Source organism: Anderseniella sp. Alg231-50 (genome assembly GCF_900149695.1).
Lineage (GTDB): Bacteria > Pseudomonadota > Alphaproteobacteria > Rhizobiales > Aestuariivirgaceae > Anderseniella.
Window position 1 is genome coordinate 1,610,340 of sequence record NZ_LT703003.1, and the last position, 21,020, is coordinate 1,631,359.

Annotated in this window: 11 protein-coding genes, 3 tRNA genes and 3 rRNA genes; 10 read left to right on the forward strand and 7 right to left on the reverse strand. The window is 56.0% G+C overall.

Annotated elements, in window-relative coordinates:
- Positions 1–183: 183 nt before the first annotated feature.
- The 3 genes from clpB to DHN55_RS07580 all read left to right on the forward strand — a co-directional run bounded on the left by clpB (position 184) and on the right by DHN55_RS07580 (position 4,559).
- The gene (gene clpB / locus DHN55_RS07570; protein WP_108880708.1) at positions 184–2,838 is read left to right on the forward strand and encodes an ATP-dependent chaperone ClpB; all 2,655 of its coding nucleotides are present in this window, start codon (positions 184–186) and stop codon (positions 2,836–2,838) included.
- Between the two features lie 118 nt (positions 2,839–2,956).
- The gene (locus DHN55_RS07575; protein WP_108880709.1) at positions 2,957–3,589 is read left to right on the forward strand and encodes an NUDIX domain-containing protein; all 633 of its coding nucleotides are present in this window, start codon (positions 2,957–2,959) and stop codon (positions 3,587–3,589) included.
- Between the two features lie 4 nt (positions 3,590–3,593).
- Positions 3,594–4,559, forward strand: a complete 966-nt coding sequence (locus DHN55_RS07580) for a S1C family serine protease (protein ID WP_337660031.1) — start codon at positions 3,594–3,596, stop codon at positions 4,557–4,559.
- Between the two features lie 42 nt (positions 4,560–4,601).
- On the opposite strand, the gene DHN55_RS07585 is transcribed toward DHN55_RS07580, so the two are convergent.
- The 3 genes from DHN55_RS07585 to DHN55_RS07595 form a co-directional block, all read right to left on the reverse strand.
- A complete protein-coding gene (locus DHN55_RS07585; RefSeq protein ID WP_337660032.1) occupies positions 4,602–6,278 on the reverse strand; it encodes a M23 family metallopeptidase in 1,677 nt (558 codons plus the stop codon).
- 462 nt (positions 6,279–6,740) lie between these two features.
- Positions 6,741–8,237 carry an MFS transporter gene (locus tag DHN55_RS07590; protein WP_337660033.1) on the reverse strand — a complete coding sequence of 499 codons (1,497 nt, stop codon included), beginning with the start codon at positions 8,235–8,237 and terminating at the stop codon, positions 6,741–6,743.
- Positions 8,234–8,887, reverse strand: coding sequence for a helix-turn-helix domain-containing protein (locus DHN55_RS07595; protein WP_108880713.1), 654 nt, complete (start codon positions 8,885–8,887; stop codon positions 8,234–8,236). The genes DHN55_RS07590 and DHN55_RS07595 overlap by 4 nt, the downstream gene beginning before the upstream one ends.
- Positions 8,888–9,499: 612 nt before the next feature.
- Here DHN55_RS07595 and DHN55_RS07600 point away from each other — a divergent pair.
- From DHN55_RS07600 to DHN55_RS07630, 7 genes are all read left to right on the forward strand, one after another.
- Positions 9,500–10,983: ribosomal RNA gene (locus DHN55_RS07600) — 16S ribosomal RNA — on the forward strand.
- Positions 10,984–11,151: 168 nt separating this feature from the next.
- A tRNA-Ile gene (locus tag DHN55_RS07605) sits at positions 11,152–11,228 on the forward strand.
- A 92-nt stretch (positions 11,229–11,320) separates the two neighbouring features.
- A tRNA-Ala gene (locus DHN55_RS07610) sits at positions 11,321–11,396 on the forward strand.
- Positions 11,397–11,718: 322 nt separating this feature from the next.
- A 23S ribosomal RNA gene (locus DHN55_RS07615) occupies positions 11,719–14,462 on the forward strand.
- Positions 14,463–14,629: 167 nt separating this feature from the next.
- A 5S ribosomal RNA gene (rrf, locus tag DHN55_RS07620) occupies positions 14,630–14,744 on the forward strand.
- The 16S, 23S and 5S rRNA genes sit together here with 2 tRNA genes alongside, the layout of an rRNA operon.
- Positions 14,745–14,997: 253 nt before the next feature.
- Positions 14,998–15,291: a hypothetical protein gene (locus tag DHN55_RS07625; RefSeq protein ID WP_108880714.1), complete on the forward strand. Its 294-nt coding sequence runs from the start codon at positions 14,998–15,000 to the stop codon at positions 15,289–15,291.
- Positions 15,292–15,430: 139 nt separating this feature from the next.
- A tRNA-Met gene (locus DHN55_RS07630) sits at positions 15,431–15,507 on the forward strand.
- Between the two features lie 207 nt (positions 15,508–15,714).
- Here DHN55_RS07630 and DHN55_RS07635 read toward each other — a convergent pair.
- From DHN55_RS07635 to DHN55_RS07650, 4 genes are all read right to left on the reverse strand, one after another.
- The gene (locus DHN55_RS07635; RefSeq protein ID WP_108880715.1) at positions 15,715–16,341 is read right to left on the reverse strand and encodes a DJ-1/PfpI family protein; all 627 of its coding nucleotides are present in this window, start codon (positions 16,339–16,341) and stop codon (positions 15,715–15,717) included.
- 62 nt (positions 16,342–16,403) lie between these two features.
- Positions 16,404–18,374, reverse strand: a complete 1,971-nt coding sequence (locus DHN55_RS07640) for a hypothetical protein (protein ID WP_337660034.1) — start codon at positions 18,372–18,374, stop codon at positions 16,404–16,406.
- Positions 18,375–18,405: 31 nt separating this feature from the next.
- Entirely contained in the window at positions 18,406–18,999 is a 594-nt protein-coding gene (locus DHN55_RS22600; protein ID WP_443111126.1) for a copper chaperone, read from the reverse strand.
- A gap of 193 nt (positions 19,000–19,192) precedes the next feature.
- A complete protein-coding gene (locus tag DHN55_RS07650; RefSeq protein ID WP_337660035.1) occupies positions 19,193–20,662 on the reverse strand; it encodes a tyrosinase family protein in 1,470 nt (489 codons plus the stop codon).
- Positions 20,663–21,020 lie beyond the last annotated feature (358 nt).

Genomic DNA, 21,020 nt, shown 5'->3' on the forward strand with positions numbered 1-21,020 from the left:
CTGGCAGGAAGCATCCTGTTTGACCAGTGGTTCATGAATGTTGGCTGATAGCGGCATCCTTCACTGGCCGGGCGGGAAACAACAAAAAGGTAGGGCTCACCGCCCTGAATCCAGAACCGGATATCCAGATTTCAGCGCTGCAATTGCGGGTTGTGCAACCGGATATGCCAGAAGGAGGTTGTAATGGATTTTGAAAAATACACCGAGCGTGCCAAGGGCTTTGTTCAAGCCGCCCAGAACCTGGCACTACGCGAAAATCACCAGCAGTTTTCTGCCGAGCATGTTCTGAAAGTGCTGCTCGATGACGACCAGGGTCTTGCGTCGGGTCTGATCAAGTCTGCCGGTGGTGATGCCAAGGCGGTTCTCGCCGATACCAGCGCACGCCTTGCAAAATTTCCGAAAGTGGACGGCTCGGGTGCCGGCAAACTTTATCTGGCGCCGGAAACCGCCCGGCTGTTTGAAACGGCCCAGCAGATCTCCAGCAAGGCTGGTGATAGTTTCGTTACGGCTGAGCGCCTGCTGCAGGCGCTGACGATTGAAAAATCGGGCGCGCAGGATGCGCTGAAAGCAGGTGGCGTCACGCCGACCGGATTGAACAAGGCGATTGACGAGTTGCGCCAGGGCCGTACCGCAGACTCAGCGTCTGCCGAAGAAGGCTATGATGCCTTGAAGAAGTTTGCCCGCGACCTGACTGAAGCTGCCCGGGAGGGAAAGCTTGATCCGGTCATCGGACGCGATGAAGAGATCCGCCGCGCAATTCAGGTATTGTCACGACGCACCAAGAACAACCCGGTTCTGATCGGTGAGCCCGGTGTCGGCAAGACGGCAATTGCCGAAGGCCTGGCGCTTCGCATCATCAATGGCGATGTGCCTGAAAGCCTGCGCGACAAGAAACTGATGGCGCTGGACATGGGTGCGCTGATTGCCGGCGCAAAGTATCGCGGCGAGTTCGAGGAACGGCTCAAGTCCGTGCTGTCGGAAGTGCAGGCGGCTGCCGGCAACATCATCCTGTTTATCGACGAAATGCATACCCTCGTGGGAGCAGGCAAGGCGGACGGCGCAATGGATGCGTCAAACCTGCTCAAGCCTGCCCTGGCACGCGGTGAACTGCACTGCGTCGGCGCCACAACGCTGGATGAGTACCGCAAGCACGTGGAAAAGGATGCTGCCCTGGCACGGCGTTTCCAGCCGGTGTTCATAAGCGAGCCTACCGTCGAGGATACGGTTTCGATCCTGCGTGGCCTGAAGGAAAAGTACGAGTTGCACCATGGTGTACGCATCACCGATGCAGCACTGGTGGCAGCGGCCAACCTTTCGAATCGCTATATCACGGACCGGTTTCTGCCTGACAAGGCCATCGACCTGATGGATGAGGCGGGCTCGCGCCTGCGCATGCAGGTTGACTCAAAACCTGAAGAGCTGGACGAACTCGACCGGCGCATCATTCAGTTGAAGATTGAGCGCGAGGCCTTGAAGAAGGAAGATGACAAAGCGTCCAAGACCCGGCTCGGCAAGCTGGAAAAGGACCTGGCTGATCTTGAAGAAAGATCGTCGGCCCTGACCCAGACCTGGCAGTCGGAAAAGCAGAAGCTCAATGAGGCCCAGAAGATCAAGGAAGAACTTGATCAGGCCCGGCTCGAGCTTGAACAGGCGCAGCGCGGCGGTGACCTGGCCAAGGCGGGCGAGCTTGCCTATGGCGCGATTCCGCAACTGGAGAAGAAACTGGCCGACACCGAAGCGATCTGCAAACCCGCCAATCCGTTGATGGAAGAAGCGGTCAGCGAGAGCCACATCGCCGGCGTCGTATCGCGCTGGACCGGCATTCCGGTGGACAAGATGCTGGAAGGTGAGCGCGAGAAACTGCTCACCATGGAAGCTGAACTGGCCAAGCGGGTCGTCGGACAGGCAGATGCGGTCCGCTCTGTTTCAACCGCGGTGCGCCGTGCGCGTGCCGGTCTTCAGGATCCGAACCGGCCGATTGGCTCGTTCATGTTCCTGGGGCCAACCGGTGTCGGTAAGACCGAGTTGACCAAGGCGCTGGCGGCGTTCCTGTTCGATGATGAACAGGCGATGGTCCGTGTCGACATGTCGGAGTACATGGAGAAGCACTCCGTTGCCCGGCTGATCGGCGCGCCCCCGGGCTATGTCGGGTATGATGAAGGCGGTGCGTTGACTGAAGCCGTGCGCCGCCGGCCTTATCAGGTTATCCTGTTTGACGAGATCGAAAAGGCGCATCCCGATGTGTTCAATGTTCTCCTGCAGGTGCTTGACGATGGCCGCCTGACCGACGGCCAGGGCCGCACGGTGGACTTCCGCAACACGCTGATCATCATGACCTCCAACATCGGGTCGGAGTTTCTGGTTGCGCTCAAGGAAGATGAAGCCGCGGAAGCTGCGCGCGGGCAGGTCATGGACCTGGTGCGTTCACACTTCCGGCCGGAATTTCTCAACCGGCTTGACGAGATCATTCTGTTCCACCGGCTCAAGCGGGAGAACATGGGTGCCATTGTGGACATCCAGCTGGCCCGGCTGGCCAACCTGCTGGAAGATCGCAAGATCGTTCTGGATCTTACGACCAAGGCGCGGGAACACCTGGCAACTCAGGGTTACGATCCGGCCTACGGGGCACGCCCGCTAAAACGGGTGATCCAGAAGCTGGTGCAGGATCCGCTGGCCGAAGCGATACTTGAAGGCCGGATTCACGACGAGCAGACCGTCAACATCGACGCCGGCAAGCTCGGACTGACCTTCAACGGGGAAACCGCAGCTGATCTGGAGGCTGCCATCATCGCCCCGAATACGGGCGACGATGCTGCCAATCCCGCCAGTGTTCACTGACAAACCTGCACATCCGGTACGCGACGCCTGACTTTGGCGTCGCGTACCAAACGGGTTTTGACGCGATCAATGCCGGTATCTGCTTTTTCCAGACTTGCAATGACGCTACCATGCGTGAATGAACTATTCTCTCAACGCTGGTCTGCGTGAAGCCATCATTCAAAATCTTGCAATGCACGACCGGGTTACCGTTACCGACGGATCCCTGCGCAAGGCTGCTGTGGCCGTGGTAATCAGTGCCGCGTCGCAAGATGCGCCAAGCGACGTCGTGGTGACGCTGAGGGCAAGCAGGCTGAACCGGCATGGCGGCCAGTATGCGCTGCCGGGCGGGCGGCTTGACGAAGGTGAAAACGTTATCGACGCGGCCCTGCGCGAAACCCACGAGGAAGTTGGGCTCCTGCTTGAAAAGACGTCGGTCCTGGGGTTGCTGGACGATATGGTGACCCGCTCCGGCTTCGTCATCACGCCGGTGGTGGCGTGGGCGGGGTCCGGTCCCGGTTTCAAACCGGATCCTGGTGAAGTGGCGCAACTTTATCGGGTTCCGCTGCAAGAGCTGGACGTTTCGACAATTCCTGAAATGGTTCCTGACAAGACCGGCGGCAAGCCGGTCATGTCGGCGGTGTTTCCAACTATAGGACACCGCATGTATGCGCCAACCGCAGCGCTTTTGTACCAGTTTCGCGAAGTCTGCCTGCATGGCCGGTCAACCCGGGTCGGTGATCTTGGACAACCTGAATTTACGCGGAGTTGAGAACATGGTCCTGGAGATGAAGAAACAGCTTGTTGCGCCGATGCTGGCAATGCTTGCGCTGGGCCTGATCGCACCAACCGCCGGTGCACGAGACCTTTCGCCCATGGAGATAGCGCGCAAGTCGGTGGTGACAGTGCTGCCGGTCTGGCCGGGAAGGCCAGCCAATATGGACGAGCCGGAAGGAAGCGGTGTTGTCATTGGCGATGGCAGCACAATCGTGACCGCGGATCATGTGCTGGGGCCGGTTCAGGACCAGGTACCGGTGCTGGTGCGTGATGATGATGGAACCAGCTATCGTGCCCGCGTGGTTGCACGCCACAAGGCAAGTGACCTTGCCGTGCTCAGGATCGATCAGAAATTGCCGGCAATTGCCGGACGCGGCAGCGAACCGGGCCTGGGTGATGAAGTATGCGCCATCGGAAACGCGTTCGGCGTCGGCCTGTCTCTCAGTTGCGGCCGGATATCTGCGGTGCATCGCGCTGGCGTCGGGTTCAACGCCATTGAAGATTTCATCCAGACGGATGCTGCCGTGAACCCGGGCATGTCGGGCGGCGCGCTGGTGGACATGCAGGGCCGTTTTACAGGCATGCTGTCTGCCATCTTCACCAAGCGGGCGGATGCCAACATAGGGGTGAACTTTGCGGTTGATGCGAGACTGGTCGAGGTCATTGCCGACGCTCTTGCCGGTACCGGCCGGTTTGTCCCGGCCAGGACGGGCGTGCTGCTGCGCGCTGTGCCGCGCAAAGGCGAGGCAGGCCGGCAGGGCGCGCTGGTGGTGAAAATCGTGCCGGGACTGGCCGGCGACAAGTCAGGGCTCAAGGCGGGTGATACCGTCTATCTGGCAAATGGCAGGCGTATCCGCAAACCCCACGACTGGCTGTCGGTCATGGCCGGCAGGCGGCCCGGCGAGCAGGTTGAGCTGTCGGGCCTGCGCGACGGCAAACCGTTGCAATGGACCATGGGTGAATAGCTTTTCAGCTTAGGCGGGAAGACGGGTCAGAGGGTGCGGGCTCTACTGGCCGTTGACCTGGGCGATCTGGATCGAGGATGGCGCTTCCTGCATGAGAGCCAGGACTTTCCTCTTCTGCTGCTTGAATGCCCGCAGATCCTTGCCCTTCAACTTGCGGCCGGATGATGCCACCTGCACGCGGCGAGGATTGATCGGGCGCCCGCGTTTGCGCACTTCATAGTGCAGGTGAGGACCGGTGGACCGGCCGGTTGTACCGACATAGCCGATAACCTGACCCTGGCGGACCTTCTGGCCCTTTTTCAGCTTGGCGGTCTTGCTCATATGGGCATACAGGGTCGAATACTTCTTGGCGTGCTTGATGACGACGGTACGGCCATAGGAGCCACGCCAGCCGGCATGTACCACGACACCATCACCGGCTGCCTTGATCGGCGTGCCGCGGGCAGCGCCAAAATCGATGCCGGTGTGGAGCTTGTTATAGCCGAGCAGCGGATGACGCCGCATGCCAAAACCGGACGTTATGCGGCCGCCGGAAATGGGTGTGCGCATCAGTGATTTGTTGGAACCCACGCCGTTTTCGTCATAGTACGACGTGTGGCCCTTTGCGTCGGTGAACCGGTAGTAGATGTGGTCGCGGCCGGATGTGCGCAACTTGGCATAATGCAGAACTTTACGCTTTGTCGACGAGCCGCTGAGCGGATTTCCGTAGAACAGGTCAATCTGATCACCGGAATGAATCTGGCGCTGCAGGTCGATATTGTGACCAAGCACCTTCATGGCGGCGTTGATTACATAACCCGGAACACCGTTGTCGCGAGCAGCCGCGTAAACCGAAGACGATACCTTTGCCTTGGCGCGATAGTGCGGCGCATTGGCGATACGCGACAGCGGCTTGGCTTTCTTGCCGCCAATGGTTGCGATGTAACGACCGTCATCGTCGGACTCAACGATCAGTTCCTCGCCACCCGGCGGTGTAAACGATACCCGCACCGGCGCGATAACTTCATTGCCGTAGAAATCCTGCTGCTTGTCGAGCGTTACGGAGAACCTCTGGCCAGTGCGAACCAGGCGGCCGGGGAAAACCGGTTCGATTGCCGCTGCGACCGCGCGGGCACTTTCGATGGTAACACCGAGATTGACCATGCGGCCGATCAGCGTGTCGCCCCGGCGCAGAACAACTTCTTCATCCACCGGTTCCGGCGGCAATGTCTTGGAGACGCTGGTGGAATTGCTTGCATCGGGCAAAGAGGCAAGCTCGATGCTGTTTTCAAGAATGATTGGCTCGCCATAGGTCAGCGCAGTGTTGCCTGGAGCCGGATAGCTGTTCTGCGACAGCAAATCGCCGGTTGCGTTGATGCCACTTGTGTCCGGCTGGCCCTGGATATAGGCCACCGACAATGGCTGCATCGGACTGGCGGAAACCGCCTTGGCGATGGCACCGTTGAAATCGCCCTTGGTGGATGTCTGGATGAGGCTTGCAGGCTGGGCTGAATGATTTGCCGACTGAGCTCCCTGCATCTGCCAGCTGTTGGCGATCACGCCTTGCGTGGTAGACGGCCAGCTCAATGCAAGACCGGCAGCGGCGGCTCCACCGAACAGTGTAAACGCCACCAGGCTAACCAGCTGGAAATTATTGGATTTCTGTTTTGGGACCAGGAAAAAATCGGTGTTGTCGACAGCCAGATCATCGATGCTTAGTTTACGAGCGGTCTCTGTCAAAGAGCCTGCCTTGTGCGGCCGCATCTTTTTGAACAATGACTTCAAACCCGTAGAACCCCTTGACCTGACCGGATCACAAACGCCACCTGCCCGGTAGATTGCAAATCCCGTTTTGGACGCCGGATTGATGCGAACACACCCATCCTGCGCTGCTTTGTCGTCACGCAGTCACCCAAACCTGACAAACGCTATGCTGAACGCAGTCGTAAAACTGCTGGTCAGCCGTCCCCACCAACTGACGGGACAATGCCTGTCAGTGCGCTTCGTGTCAACCTTTCGAGACCTCGTGAAGCTGAAAACCTGAGCTTGCACAATGAGTTGACGTTGGCGGCTGTGAGGTTGTAAGGCAAATTTTAGACAACCTTGTAGAACCTCATACTGGAAGAATATGGTTTATCGGCGGTTAACTTGGCCATAAATGGCATGGTTTCGCAGGTGTGCCTTTTTTATGACACAAATCAGTCATCTTGCAGACATTTTGAAGCCTGCAAAAACCCCAATTATGGCAACTGGAATAAACGCGACAAAAACCCAGATGGCGACAATCTGCGAAGTCTGGGCCGAAAGCCCGCCGGAAAAGCCCGCAGAGTTGGCAACAAGTCCTGCAACGGCCGCGCCCAGGGCATACGCGATTCGCTGCACCAGCGGAATTGACGCCGCCGCAATGGAGCGTTCGTCTTCGTCAACGGCCTCGACCAGCCGCCGGATGATGAAACTCCAGAACATGCCGAAGCCCGCGCCCATCAAGACAGCAAACATGCAGATCAACCAGACGGGGCCTGAAACCATCGTCACGGCAAATCCCGTCAGCGCGATGAGCACCAGGCTCGCGCCGGTTCTGATGATCAGCTTTTCCCGGTGCTCGGGCTGGTTCGCCAGCGCAATGGCGGCAACTGACCAACCTATTGATTCCAAAGCAATAACATAACCTGTTTCCAGGGCTGAGAGTTGATGCAGGACGCGCAGCAGTACAGGTCCGAAAACGGCGAATGAGACCGTCGATGCGGCCAGGCAGAAAACCATCACAAGCGAGTTGCGGGCGGTGCTGCCTCGGGTCCGGATTGCGGATGGAAGAATATGACCGGCAGCGCGATTCTGGTCGATCGCCAGGAAGGCAAACACACCGGCCAGACCAGCACACCCGGCCACGATCGCCGCTGTCAGATTATCGGTGATGCCGGACCAGGCAATTGCGATGATCGAGACGGCCAGAACGGCCAGCCGGCGGGCCGGAAAAACGCCGGGTGCGGAGCCGTTTTGAGCGGATGAGAGGCCGGCCCCCGGTGCGCTGCCATTGTTGTCCGGTGCGCCGGTAACGTGTTGTGCAGGTATTATAATGTAGGCGGCGGCAGCCAGTGCTGCTGCCTGGATACCGAAAAACCAGAACGCGCCGCGCCACCAGTCCGCCTGCGCGAACAGGCCGCCGATCAGCGGGCCGAGGAATGCCGATACCCCCCATATCGCCGACAGCAGGGCAAACAATTGCGGCCAGATGGACCTGTCGAACAGCTTCTCCACTGCAATGAACGCCACCGCCACGAGCCCGCCGCCGCCAAAGCCCTGGGCGAGCCGGCCAAGTAGCATGACCTCCATGGCAGGAGCCAGCGCCGATATCGTGCAGCCGGCCGCATAGGCGAGGGCCGACATGGCGAAACCTGTGCGCAATCCCGTGCGGGCGATCTGCAGGCCCATGGCGGCGCCGGCCAGAATTGATCCGAGTTCGTATAGAGCCAGGTTCCATCCCAAAAGTTCAATGCCGCCGATGTCACCGACGATATCGGTGATCAGAGTTGAGATGATCAGTTCATCGGCAGCGTGCAGCCAGATGCCAAGCCCGAGGAAAATAAACCGCAACAGCACCCCGGACTGCAACAATGCGCGCCAGTTTGGCCGCGCAGCCGGTGTCTTCGCTGTTGACGCCTGTGCCGGTGACGGGCCTTGACGGTTGACTTTGGTCACGAGCCCGCAGCCCGTGCAGGGGCCGCAACGAGCGACCGGATGAGATAGGAGCAGCGCCGCGCGCCATCCAGCAGGTACTCGTCGCGTTCCACCGTGACCGATTTACCGAGCACTTGCCTGAAGACGGCCAGTTCGGACCGGCACAGGCCCTGACAGACGCTGGCTGCAGCGCACACCGGGCAATGATTTTCCGCCAGCCGCCATGTCCGGTCATCGATCTGTTCGGCCTGCGCCATATATCCTTCCTCGCTGCGCAGCTCGGCCAGGCGTTCGACTTTCTGGCGCAGCGAACCGGCGGAGCCAAGAGCATGGGCATAGCGCTTTGTGGTTTCGCTTTCGCGGGCAGCGATCAGTTTGTCCAGGCCGGCCTCGCCGAAGACGGAGCGGATCGAGCCGATCAGGTCGAGTGTCAGGCTGTCATGAGTGTCGGGAAACCGGTCGTGGCCGGTCTTTGTCAACCGCCACACCATGTCAGGCCTGCCGACCCCACCGGCAATGCCGCTCGACGCAACCAGCTTTTCCTGTTCCAGGAGCTTGAGGTGCTTGCGAGCACCTGCCAGGGTCATTTCAAGCCGGTTTGCCAGGCTTGATGTGGATCGCGGACCGAGTGTTTTCAGGATGTGCAGCAATTGCTGGCGGCTATCGTTCATTTTAGGCTCCGGCAGGCTATTGAAAACCGAAATAAAGATACTAAATAGTTTCTTTAATAAATGCAAGCGTGCAGGGCAGGCCGGCCAGCCTGTTTGCAGGTGTGCAGAAGCAACCGGAAAACGGTTGTTTTAGAGGGTTTTCGGGCGGTTTTCGATTTTGTTGAATCTTTTACGAACTTTTTGCGACAATCCGCTTGACAGTCAGGCTGCCTCGCAACTATAAACCGCCTCACTGAAGAGCGGGCGCCACTCGTTGGCGAGCGTTCTTTGTTGTCTCCTGAGACTAACGACAGATTAAGCGGTTTAATGCAAACCGCAGACGCCTGCCGCCGGTTTTCAGGGGTGGAGGTCCGCAAGGTCTTCCGTCGCTCTTTGACATTGTTGAACAGAGAAAGAGAAACGCAGGCGGCGCGTGTCCTGGCGGTTTCGTGATGAAGCACCCTATCTAAGGGAGTGGAGCGGAACACAAAAGAGACGCTAAACTTGCGTTTAGAGAAGCCAAGCTTTGATCGTCCAAGCAATTGGGCGTGATAAAACATGGTAACTCGTCAATTACGCAAACGCAAATAATTGAACAGTCGACGAGCAATCGTTAACTGAGCAAAACGTTTCAAACTTGAGAGTTTGATCCTGGCTCAGAACGAACGCTGGCGGCAGGCTTAACACATGCAAGTCGAACGCCCCTTCGGGGGAGTGGCAGACGGGTGAGTAACGCGTGGGAACCTACCTTTCGGTACGGAACAACAGTTGGAAACGACTGCTAATACCGTATACGTCCTTCGGGAGAAAGATTTATCGCCGATAGAGGGGCCCGCGTTGGATTAGCTTGTTGGTGAGGTAATGGCTCACCAAGGCGACGATCCATAGCTGGTCTGAGAGGATGATCAGCCACACTGGGACTTAGACACGGCCCAGACTCCTACGGGAGGCAGCAGTGGGGAATATTGGACAATGGGCGCAAGCCTGATCCAGCCATGCCGCGTGAGTGATGACGGCCCTAGGGTTGTAAAGCTCTTTCAGTGGTGAAGATAATGACGGTAACCACAGAAGAAGCCCCGGCTAACTCCGTGCCAGCAGCCGCGGTAATACGGAGGGGGCAAGCGTTGTTCGGAATTACTGGGCGTAAAGCGCGCGTAGGCGGGTCTTTAAGTCAGAGGTGAAATCCTGGAGCTCAACTCCAGAACTGCCTTTGATACTGGAGATCTTGAGTCCGGAAGAGGTTAGTGGAATTCCCAGTGTAGAGGTGAAATTCGTAGATATTGGGAAGAACACCAGTGGCGAAGGCGGCTAACTGGTCCGGTACTGACGCTGAGGTGCGAAAGCGTGGGGAGCAAACAGGATTAGATACCCTGGTAGTCCACGCCGTAAACGATGAATGTTAGCCGTCGGGCAGTATACTGTTCGGTGGCGCAGCTAACGCATTAAACATTCCGCCTGGGGAGTACGGTCGCAAGATTAAAACTCAAAGGAATTGACGGGGGCCCGCACAAGCGGTGGAGCATGTGGTTTAATTCGAAGCAACGCGCAGAACCTTACCTACCCTTGACATCCCGATCGCGGTTTTCAGAGATGAATTCCTTCAGTTAGGCTGGATCGGTGACAGGTGCTGCATGGCTGTCGTCAGCTCGTGTCGTGAGATGTTGGGTTAAGTCCCGCAACGAGCGCAACCCTCGCCTTTAGTTGCCAGCATTTAGTTGGGCACTCTAGAGGGACTGCCGGTGATAAGCCGGAGGAAGGTGGGGATGACGTCAAGTCCTCATGGCCCTTACGGGTAGGGCTACACACGTGCTACAATGGCGGTGACAGTGGGCAGCTACTTCGCGAGAAGATGCTAATCCCAAAAAACCGTCTCAGTTCGGATTGCACTCTGCAACTCGAGTGCATGAAGTTGGAATCGCTAGTAATCGTAGAACAGCATGCTACGGTGAATACGTTCCCGGGCCTTGTACACACCGCCCGTCACACCATGGGAGTTGGTTTTACCTTAAGACGGTGTGCTAACCTTCGGGAGGCAGCCGGCCACGGTAGGGTCAGCGACTGGGGTGAAGTCGTAACAAGGTAGCCGTAGGGGAACCTGCGGCTGGATCACCTCCTTTCTAAGGATGAACCTTCATCGAACCTGGCATTCCGCCAGACTTCATATCGGTTCGTCATAGAACAAAAAACGGGGTCTCAAGCCTCGTATTATGCGGGACATTCGCCGTCTACGTTTCTCTTTCTCGAGGGTCGCACACGAGAGCACGAGCCTTTTTCCTTTGTTAAAGGGGCCTGTAGCTCAGGTGGTTAGAGCGTACGCCTGATAAGCGTAAGGTCGGTAGTTCGAGTCTACCCAGGCCCACCATGCTTCACATGATGGGTTTTGGTGGTTACTAACGGCATTTAAGTGCTCGATTAGCGGCAACACAGCACAAGCAGCGGTTTTCGGAAAATACCGGGGGCGTAGCTCAGTTGGGAGAGCGGTAGCTTTGCAAGCTTCAGGTCGTCGGTTCGATCCCGTCCGCCTCCACCATTTTTCGGTTTGTTTTGTTTCGCCATCCAGGCGCGACACGCGTGGTGCTTAAGACCCTCAGAGAATATAAAAGTTTCCGATCAGCTTCGAGCTGTTCGGCTCTGTTCTTTTGACATTGTAAAGAAGGGATTTGTTTGGGCTGTCCTGCCTACATAGCGTATACATCAACGCTTGGACGGTCTACTTGTAACCCAAGTCAGTGAGCTTGACCGCAAACTGTCAAACAAATCTTGCACATAACTGGTCTTTCTCAATGTTTACCTGCCGGCTCAAAAGAGTTCCAAGCGAGTTGGCGTGACGGGTGAGCATTGATAATGAGAATGATCAAGCGACTTAAGGGCATTTGGTGAATGCCTTGGCGCTGAGAGGCGATGAAGGACGTGATACGCTGCGATAAGGCGTGGGGAGCTGCGAATAAGCTTTGATCCACGCATTTCCGAATGGGGAAACCCACAGCTTCGGCTGTATCTTGCACTGAATACATAGGTGTAAGAGGCGAACCCGGGGAACTGAAACATCTAAGTACCCGGAGGAAAGGACATCAACCGAGACTCTGCTAGTAGCGGCGAGCGAACGCGGACCAGGCCTGTGCTGTGTATGATTAAACCGGAAGTGTCTGGGAAGGCACGCCATAGAGGGTGATAGCCCCGTATGGGTAGAAATCGTATGCAGACTTGAGTAGGACGGGACACGTGAAATCCTGTTCGAACATGGGAGGACCACCTTCCAAGCCTAAGTACTCCTCAGCGACCGATAGTGAACCAGTACCGTGAGGGAAAGGTGAAAAGCACCCCGACAAGGGGAGTGAAATAGTACCTGAAACCGAATGCCTACAAACAGTGGGAGCCTGCAATGGTGACCACGTACCTTTTGTATAATGGGTCAGCGACTTAATTTAGCGAGCAAGCTTAAACCGATAGGTGTATGCGCAGGGAAACCGAGTCTTAATAGGGCGTCTTAGTTCGTTGGATTAGACCCGAAACCAGTCGATCTAGCCATGAGCAGGCTGAAGGTGCAGTAACATGCACTGGAGGGCCGAACCCACGTCCGTTGAAAAGGCCGGGGATGACTTGTGGCTAGGGGTGAAAGGCCAATCAAGGCTGGAAATAGCTGGTTCTCCGCGAAAGCTATTTAGGTAGCGCCTCGCGTGAATACTCCAGGGGGTAGAGCACTGGATGGGCTAGGGGTCCATAACGGATTACCAAACCTAACCAAACTCCGAATACCTGGAAGTAATGCGCGGGAGACACACGGCGGGTGCTAACGTCCGTCGTGGAGAGGGAAACAACCCTGACCGTCAGTTAAGGTCCCCAAGTCTTGGCTAAGTGGGAAAGGATGTGAGGATCCCAAAACAACCAGGAGGTTGGCTTAGAAGCAGCCATCCTTTAAAGAAAGCGTAACAGCTCACTGGTCTAAATAAGGGTCTTTGCGCCGAAAATGTAACGGGGCTAAAGCCAAGCACCGAAACTACGGGTGCATAGCAATATGCGCGGTAGCGGAGCGTTCTGTAAGTCTGCGAAGGGTGATCTGTGAGGACACCTGGAGATATCAGAAGTGCGAATGCTGACATGAGTAACGATAAACAGTGTGAGAAACACTGTCGCCGAAAATCCAAGGGTTCCTGCGTAAAGCTAATCTGCGCAGGGTTAGTCGGCCCCTAAGGCGAGGCAGAAATGCGTAGTCGATGGGAAGCAGGTTAATATTCCTGCACCAGTGGGTAGTGACGGATGTTGTAAGTTGTATCTCCTTATCGGATTGGAGATGCTGCGAAGACGTTCCAGGAAATAGCTCCCACATTAGACCGTACCCGAAACCGACACAGGTGGATAGGTAGAGTATACCAAGGCGCTTGAGAGAACTATGCTGAAGGAACTCGGCAAATTGCTCCCGTAAGTTCGCGAGAAGGGAGCCCCATGCTTGCGCAAGCAGGTGTGGGGGGCACAGACCAGGGGGTGGCGACTGTTTAACAAAAACACAGGGCTCTGCGAAGTCGCAAGACGACGTATAGGGTCTGACGCCTGCCCGGTGCCGGAAGGTTAAAAGGAGAGGTGAGAGCTTTGAATTGAAGCCCCGGTAAACGGCGGCCGTAACTATAACGGTCCTAAGGTAGCGAAATTCCTTGTCGGGTAAGTTCCGACCTGCACGAATGGCGTAACGACTTCCCCACTGTCTCCAGCATAGACTCAGTGAAATTGAATTCCCCGTGAAGATGCGGGGTTCCTGCGGTCAGACGGAAAGACCCCGTGCACCTTTACTACAACTTCACACTGGCATTCGTGTCGGCATGTGTAGGATAGGTGGTAGGCTTTGAAGCGTTGGCGCCAGCTGATGTGGAGCCGCAAGATGAAATACCACCCTTATCTACATGGATGTCTAACCGCGGTCCGTTATCCGGATCCGGGACAGTGTGTGGTGGGTAGTTTGACTGGGGCGGTCGCCTCCCAAAGAGTAACGGAGGCGCGCGATGGTGGGCTCAGAGCGGTCGGAAATCGCTCGTTGAGTGCAATGGCATAAGCCTGCCTGACTGCGAGACATACATGTCGAGCAGAGACGAAAGTCGGTCATAGTGATCCGGTGGTCCCACGTGAGGAGGGCCATCGCTCAACGGATAAAAGGTACGCCGGGGATAACAGGCTGATGACCCCCAAGAGTCCATATCGACGGGGTTGTTTGGCACCTCGATGTCGGCTCATCGCATCCTGGGGCTGGAGCAGGTCCCAAGGGTTTGGCTGTTCGCCAATTAAAGCGGTACGTGAGCTGGGTTCAGAACGTCGTGAGACAGTTCGGTCCCTATCTGCCGTGGGTGTAGGAAAATTGAGAGGATCTGCCCTTAGTACGAGAGGACCGGGGTGGACGTACCTCTGGTGGACCTGTTGTTGCGCCAGCAGCATTGCAGGGTAGCTATGTACGGAAGGGATAACCGCTGAAGGCATCTAAGCGGGAAACCCACCTCGAAACCAGTTTTCCCTTGAGAGCCGTTGTAGACTACGACGTTGATAGGTTGGGTGTGGAAGTGCAGCAATGCATGAAGCTTACCAATACTAATCGCTCGATAGGCTTGATTATTCTCATTAATCAATGCTCACCTTAAGCATGTCTCGCAAAAGTGTAATCGGTTTTGCGACCAAAGACATGCGACAGTAAAGTTGTGGAGCGCGGTTTTGACTTCGTCAGAACCTGTATCGCTCTAGGTGACTAAAAAGTTCCAGTTATGTCTTTATGTTTTTTGCCGGCCTGGTGGTTATAGCGAGGTGACCCCACCCGATCCCATTCCGAACTCGGTCGTTAACCGCCTCTGCGCCAATGGTACTTTGTCTTAAGGCACGGGAGAGTAGGTCGCTGCCAGGCCTGCAAAAAACATGAAGTGGCTCCTGAAACAGGAGCATGTGCAGTTCCCTTCTTTCACAATTTTCTCGAAACCGCTTCGACCTGTCATGGGCCGGAGCGGTTTTGCGTTGCCAGAACCTGTGTTTGGGAAACAGACGAATGCGGAATATATATGGCCTTGTGTGACATTTCTCACAGAAGCAGCTTGGATGGCATGTCAGCCTGAATTGTGAGAAAAATAAGATTTCAAGGCAGATCGGGGGTGCGTACGATTATGGCTGAAGACACTGCAACAGAAATTGGCTTGATTCCGACCGGTTCGTCCGCCGTGACATTGAGTCCAGATGCGATCGTGGGACTGATGCTGGAAATACAGTCTTCACTGCTGGAAACTCCCGAACATGCCCATTTGTCCGATGCAGCAGAGGATCTGTTGCTGGGGCTGGTGCGGTCCATAAAGAATGCCCAGGCGTTGAATGCCAGAGGCGGCGTTCACCCGCCACAGCCGCCAGTATCGGCATCCGGCGAACGGATCAGGCCGCAACTGAGGGTCGTCAAGGAAACCTGAACAGGGGCTTAGGCATCGCCGGGAGACATTGTGCCTGGCGGTGCTGATTTTGTGACATTTTCCCCTTTCATTCCGGTCACCGAATTGCTACATACTTCTCAAGAAGCGAGGGCTGGTGCCCTCGCTTTCGATTTGTTGGCGCGGGGTGGAGCAGCCCGGTAGCTCGTCAGGCTCATAACCTGAAGGTCGCAGGTTCAAATCCTGCCCCCGCAACCAATAATTCCAATGAAATAAGCGCTAAGCTTGACTGCAGATTCGCGGCCTCTTGGACTTACCCAAACCTTGCACAATTTTGCACAGACGGATGTGTAGGTCGCCATAGGCCAAACCGAACACGCAAAACACACGATTCTAGGTGGCCAAATTCACATTGCATAGACCTGAATTCAAGTCAAAATTCTATAAATAGGTTGTTTGTGCAGCTCAATCTTGTAGTGCTTTGCGCACCTCTTCGCGCGTCCACGGTGGCTTCGGGAAATATTCGAGTAGTCCTTGACACTTCTTTGAAACGATCTCGCCGTATTCAGCTGTGACCAAGTTGAGCGTCATGTCGATTCCGGCAGAAATACCCGCCGAAGACCAAAGGTTGCCATCACGGATGTAGCGTTTGTCTTTGGCCAGGTGGACATTTGGATATCTGGTCTCAAACCCTGCGTGTGCCATCCAATGTGTCGCGATTGACTTGCCATTTGCAAGGCCCGCTCCAGCCACAAGGAATGCGCCTGTACAAACGCTCGCCACAATTCGGCTGTCTGCGCCTTGCTTGCCCACCCCGGCGATCAGCTCTTCGTCGTCTGCGAATTGGCGTGAATCTCCCCCAGGGACCACCAGCAAGTCGAACCTGTGGGAGTCGACCAGGCTTCCCTCAGCCTCGATCGTTGTGCCGGCTAAATGATCTTTCACCGGTTGACCATCTTTGGACATCAGCAACACCGTGGTGGGATCCCTAGAGTGTCTTGCAGCCCATCCCAGGACACCCAGTGGACCCTCGAAATCCAATCGCTCGATTCCGTCAAATACCACTACGCCAACCGTCCTAATTGTGCCCATGTTGCAAATCCATCCCTATCTATTGTTGAAGCAAAATTTACTTCGTTATCCGCAATGCATCTTCATTCTTGAGGACTTGAAAGGCCCCACACATCAGCCAAACGACGTCCATCCTCTCGGGTAAGCAATGTGAAGCCGTCGCGACGCACCCGTCGACTTATCTCTTCAAGATCCGATATAAGCGGTTGCGCAATCTCTCTGACAAGGTTGACATAGTCCCATCCCAAGCCAATCCACGGGCAACGCCCCCCAACGGCTGCTGTCGTCGCATTGGTTGCCTGGGTCACATAATCAGGCAATTCAGATTGCCCATGATCGGGTCGAGCGCGGACCGCAGGAATTTCGACGCTTAGTTGACCCGTTCCGTCGTCGGTGACGGCCATGTCGCCCAGCAGCACGATGTCGTAGGGAACAGGTTGCCCCACTTGCGCGTAGAAAAACGCTGTGCGCTGGACAGAAGCCGTATCTGCCAGAACTTGATAGAGATATGCCGATAGCACACCCCGTGTGGGGTCCGCGCTCTTGCCGGAGCGCAATATCGCCCCTACGCTTTGCAGGTCTTCCGGACCAAGTTTGCCCTCAGCGTATTTCGAGATCATCTCCAGCGTGGTTCGGAAGGCTTCCTGATCGGCGCGCGATCCGTAGACCTGGAAAACACGTCCCTGTTCATCGCGTCGCACCACAGCAACACTCTGTTCGTAAGGCACGAACGGCGCAAAGTACCCATCACTGAATTCGATGAGGAGAGGACGGCCTGACGGGTTCGGCGGCACGGAAAAACTCGCACGTGCCCGCGTACCGTCGTCCATTGTAACCTCTTCACCGAGCGACCAGATCCGGGCTTTTGGATCCATGATGTGAAGGTTCAAACCTGCACTGGTTGTGTCGACCTGACTCAACGAGCGGCGCATGCGAGTCGCTTCGGATTGCCGTTCCATTTGATAGGCGGCCGTTTCTAGTTGGCTAACGCGATGTTGGATGTGAGCCTCGCGTGTCTTGGCTGTGTCATCTAAAAGTGGACCATCAGGCTGCGCGGTTTTGAGGTCTACGATTTCACGAATCGTGTTCTGAATGGGCTCCGGAATCAGCTCAATACCTTCAAGGGTCGGGGAAATGGAATTGATCGCGTCAGATCCAACACGCTCCATCGCACGCCTGAACTGATCGTTCTCCACGAGTCCTCTTACCGCGTCACGGGGCTCTCGCCCGCGCGTCCCATCCTCCGGTCCCAAGTTCGTAGCCGTCGCAACATCGGGCCATGGATGATGCGGAGGGAGTCCCTCCGGCGGGCTATCTGCGTCGTAAATGATGGCTGTTTCAGGATCGACACTGACTTCCGGGCGTAGATCTAGCTTATAGCCCTTAGCGCGCTGGTGAGTTCGCTTGCGCACATAACTCCCAAAGCCTGCGACGGTGATTTCGCCATCTTTAATTGCGTCGGGTTCGCGCCCCCACAGCACATCGCTGACAACACCGGAGAACACGCATTTACCGGGAAGCGCTGTGGTCGGGTCGCCAACCATGTAGCCAAGCATCCCATCCTGACAGGACATCAGAAGGTCAATCTTGGGGAAATCAACTTTTTCGCCATGGACCGCGATCCCGCGACGTCCCTCCCAACGCGTCATGTCAAAGTCAACAGGCGCCTCCCGGCACGCATCTGAAATCACTGTCAAGCGCTCGATTCCGTGGCGCATGATTTCGTCGTAGAACGCGTCCGCTTTGATGCGGTATTTGTTTTCGAACGTGTCCGTCATAAGCCATGACACGGCTCCCACCTGGTCGTCTGTGAGCCCATGGCCGCAGAAAGCAAGGATCATATGGTCGACCTGTTCGGCTCCGGCCGGAAAGAGTTCGGCAACAGCTTGAGCGATTGCGTCACCGGTCACGACGCCACCTTTGTCATCAGATAGAATTCGTACGTTATCGTCCCCAAAACCGGATTTCAGTGCCCATTGTCCAATTGCCTGTGCGGAGATGATCGCGCCGTCCAGGTAAGCAAATTTGGCCGATGTTGGGCCAATCGGTTTCACGAACCCGACGCCGATAGAAAGACATACGCGCCTACCCATAACGCACCCCAAAGCGTAGGATAGAAAAGCTGCGCAACCAAGGAGAGACGGCAAGGACTTCAGGAGCGCGCCAAAGAGCCGGGGCAGTGGGTGCCACCCGTTCAGTAACTAGAACGGCACCGACTAACACCATCGTCACGATATGCGGCGTGCCTGGTGCGACCATCATGGGTACAAGCATCCAGGCCCAACACGTGGTCACACAGAGTACTGAATGGCAAACCCCGAAGGAAAAGCAGTCGCGCGCCCCACGCAAGCCGGTAAGAGCAAGCCTAGGGGCGCGGTGGGCCGCGTTAAGCGTTCGTCTTTGTAAGGGTGATGCGCTCCAAAGAAGGGCGATGACGAGAGCCATCAGGACTGGATAGTCCATTTGAAATGCCGCGCGGATGGCTAGTGCAAGTGCGAGGAAAAGGGGTGCGGTTGCCACCCACATCGCGCCATACCCGAGCACGAACAGCAGCGCGTGGATGAAGCGTCGATGCGGTGCAGACGCACGCCAGACATATCGGACCGGAGCGATGATCAAGATTGGCATCATCACTCCTAGCATAAGCATCCAATTGAGAAGCAGGGCGCTGGGGGACATCGTCTGCACAATCCACGCGAATACACCAACCGGATCTCTTAGAAACGGACCATAAGCGGACGCGTCGGAACAAAGGACGGCAAGACGTGTTGCACCATCTTCATTAACCCAGACAACAAACGCCGAGATGCTGGCGCAAGCAAGCGCCAGCCTCGTGCTGCTTATAGAAAACGTCGCGCGTAGCAAGGCGTGTTTACCCTACGACGCCGGAACGTCGGTAGAATACCACTGCTCGAATTTGGATTGGCTGCGGGTCGTTGTCACCGGCCTCGCGCAATAGTTTGACCGAGACTCTATCACTATCAAGCCCACCGCCAGCCTGCAGCCGCTGAACCAAATCTGTAACATCAAGCCGGCCACTTAAGCCGTTACCAGCCTCGACACCCTCAGGATCGCTGGCGACATTCAGCCCAAAGAACACCAACTCGCCGGCAAATGCCTCAGGATGATCTTCAGGCTTCTCGTCTTCACCCAAGCCCAGATAGACGCCAATTGCAGGGGATGGGTCTTTCCCGCGGACGCCCTCAAGCGCCACATAGACCCGAGACACATCTTCTCCGGGTTGGGCAGCGCCCATTGTTCTGACAGCGTCGCGGGTTGCTGCAGGGTTAAGCGATACTTGGGTCCCAACCGATGCGTCGGCGAGCGTCAGTTCTGCACCGTTGTCGCCAATAGGGTCGACTTTCTGCCGCGATGCCGGACCCATGTTCACACGTGCCACGTCGACTACTCCCGGAGTAACTCCTGTTCCTCGTGTTAGATTATCATAACTCGGATGGAATTTTCCCCCTGCTAACGTGTCACGCGCCACAAATGACTCACCGGGATCATCCCCGCCCACCTTTGGCATCAAGAACGTGCGATCAAAGGGCCCCTCAAGCCAGCGTGGATCGCTCACCATCGTTTTACCTGGTGTCTGCATCCACGCCTCCCAGAGGCGGTCAATGTTGCAATGGTGCATCCAGAAAATCGGGTCGAGCGCCGCAAAATTCGGGTCTGCCATAGCGCCACCAATCTGTCGGTGCACGGTGTTGTGAGGGTTAAACTCCAAATCTCCGGGCCAGCGATCAAAATGTGCGAACCCGTCGACGATGTATCCTCCAAAACCGATAGTTCCGTCACCTCCAACAAGAAAGTCATCCTCAGTCATAGCCTCGAGATTGATGCCTCCCGTTGGCGGACTGGGCAATTCATTTACACTCGTATTCCGATACCTAATCAGCGGGTTGGGTGTTCCATCCGGCTGCAAAGGTGCCAACAGGGCGTCAGGCACTTTGCGCGCGTTTGGATTCTCCTCGTCGAGATAGTTCCAATAGGGCAGGGCCCAGTCCTCCCCAGTCAATTCCCGGACCTTGGCGGCAACAATCGCTTCAAAGGCGAAGAGATAGCCCCGATGCCAGGAAAGAAAGTGCCAACTGCCGTGCTGGCACTGGCGGCCATAGGGCCCGTCGGTGCGTTTGATCTCGTTCGGAATTTCGTCCGCGCTTGAAACCACCCCGGCACTGACCCAACTATCAGCATCACATCCATGAACTCCCGCGAGAAACCGCCAACTGTTGCGATTAGAAACCTCGAGTTGATCGAGTGCGCCCATTGCCATGGCAAAATGGTGCATTGTGCTGTTCCACCCTGGTCCAAGTTGGTGGACGTCTTGTCTATCCATTATGATTTCTCCCTTCAAATCGCGTGTTGGCTTCGTAGACGGCACTTGACGCAAATTTAAAACAAAAATATCTATTCAATATATATGATCATAATTATTATCTATCTGCCTCGATGAATTGCAAGTAAAGAATATTATGCTGATTGAATTAAAGCACCGATCGAAATCGAACGGATTTTCTAAATTGCAGATGGTGCAAGATTTGCCAAATCTGGCTCACGTGAAAATCTAAGTTCATCTTCGATGTTGTGGCTCAATTTAACCTCTAGAAGTCGCTTCATTGCGTTTAACTGATTCAAGGTATATGTCCAAAGCAAACCCTCGCACTACCAATAAGTACGCCGATCTTCCAAAAAAC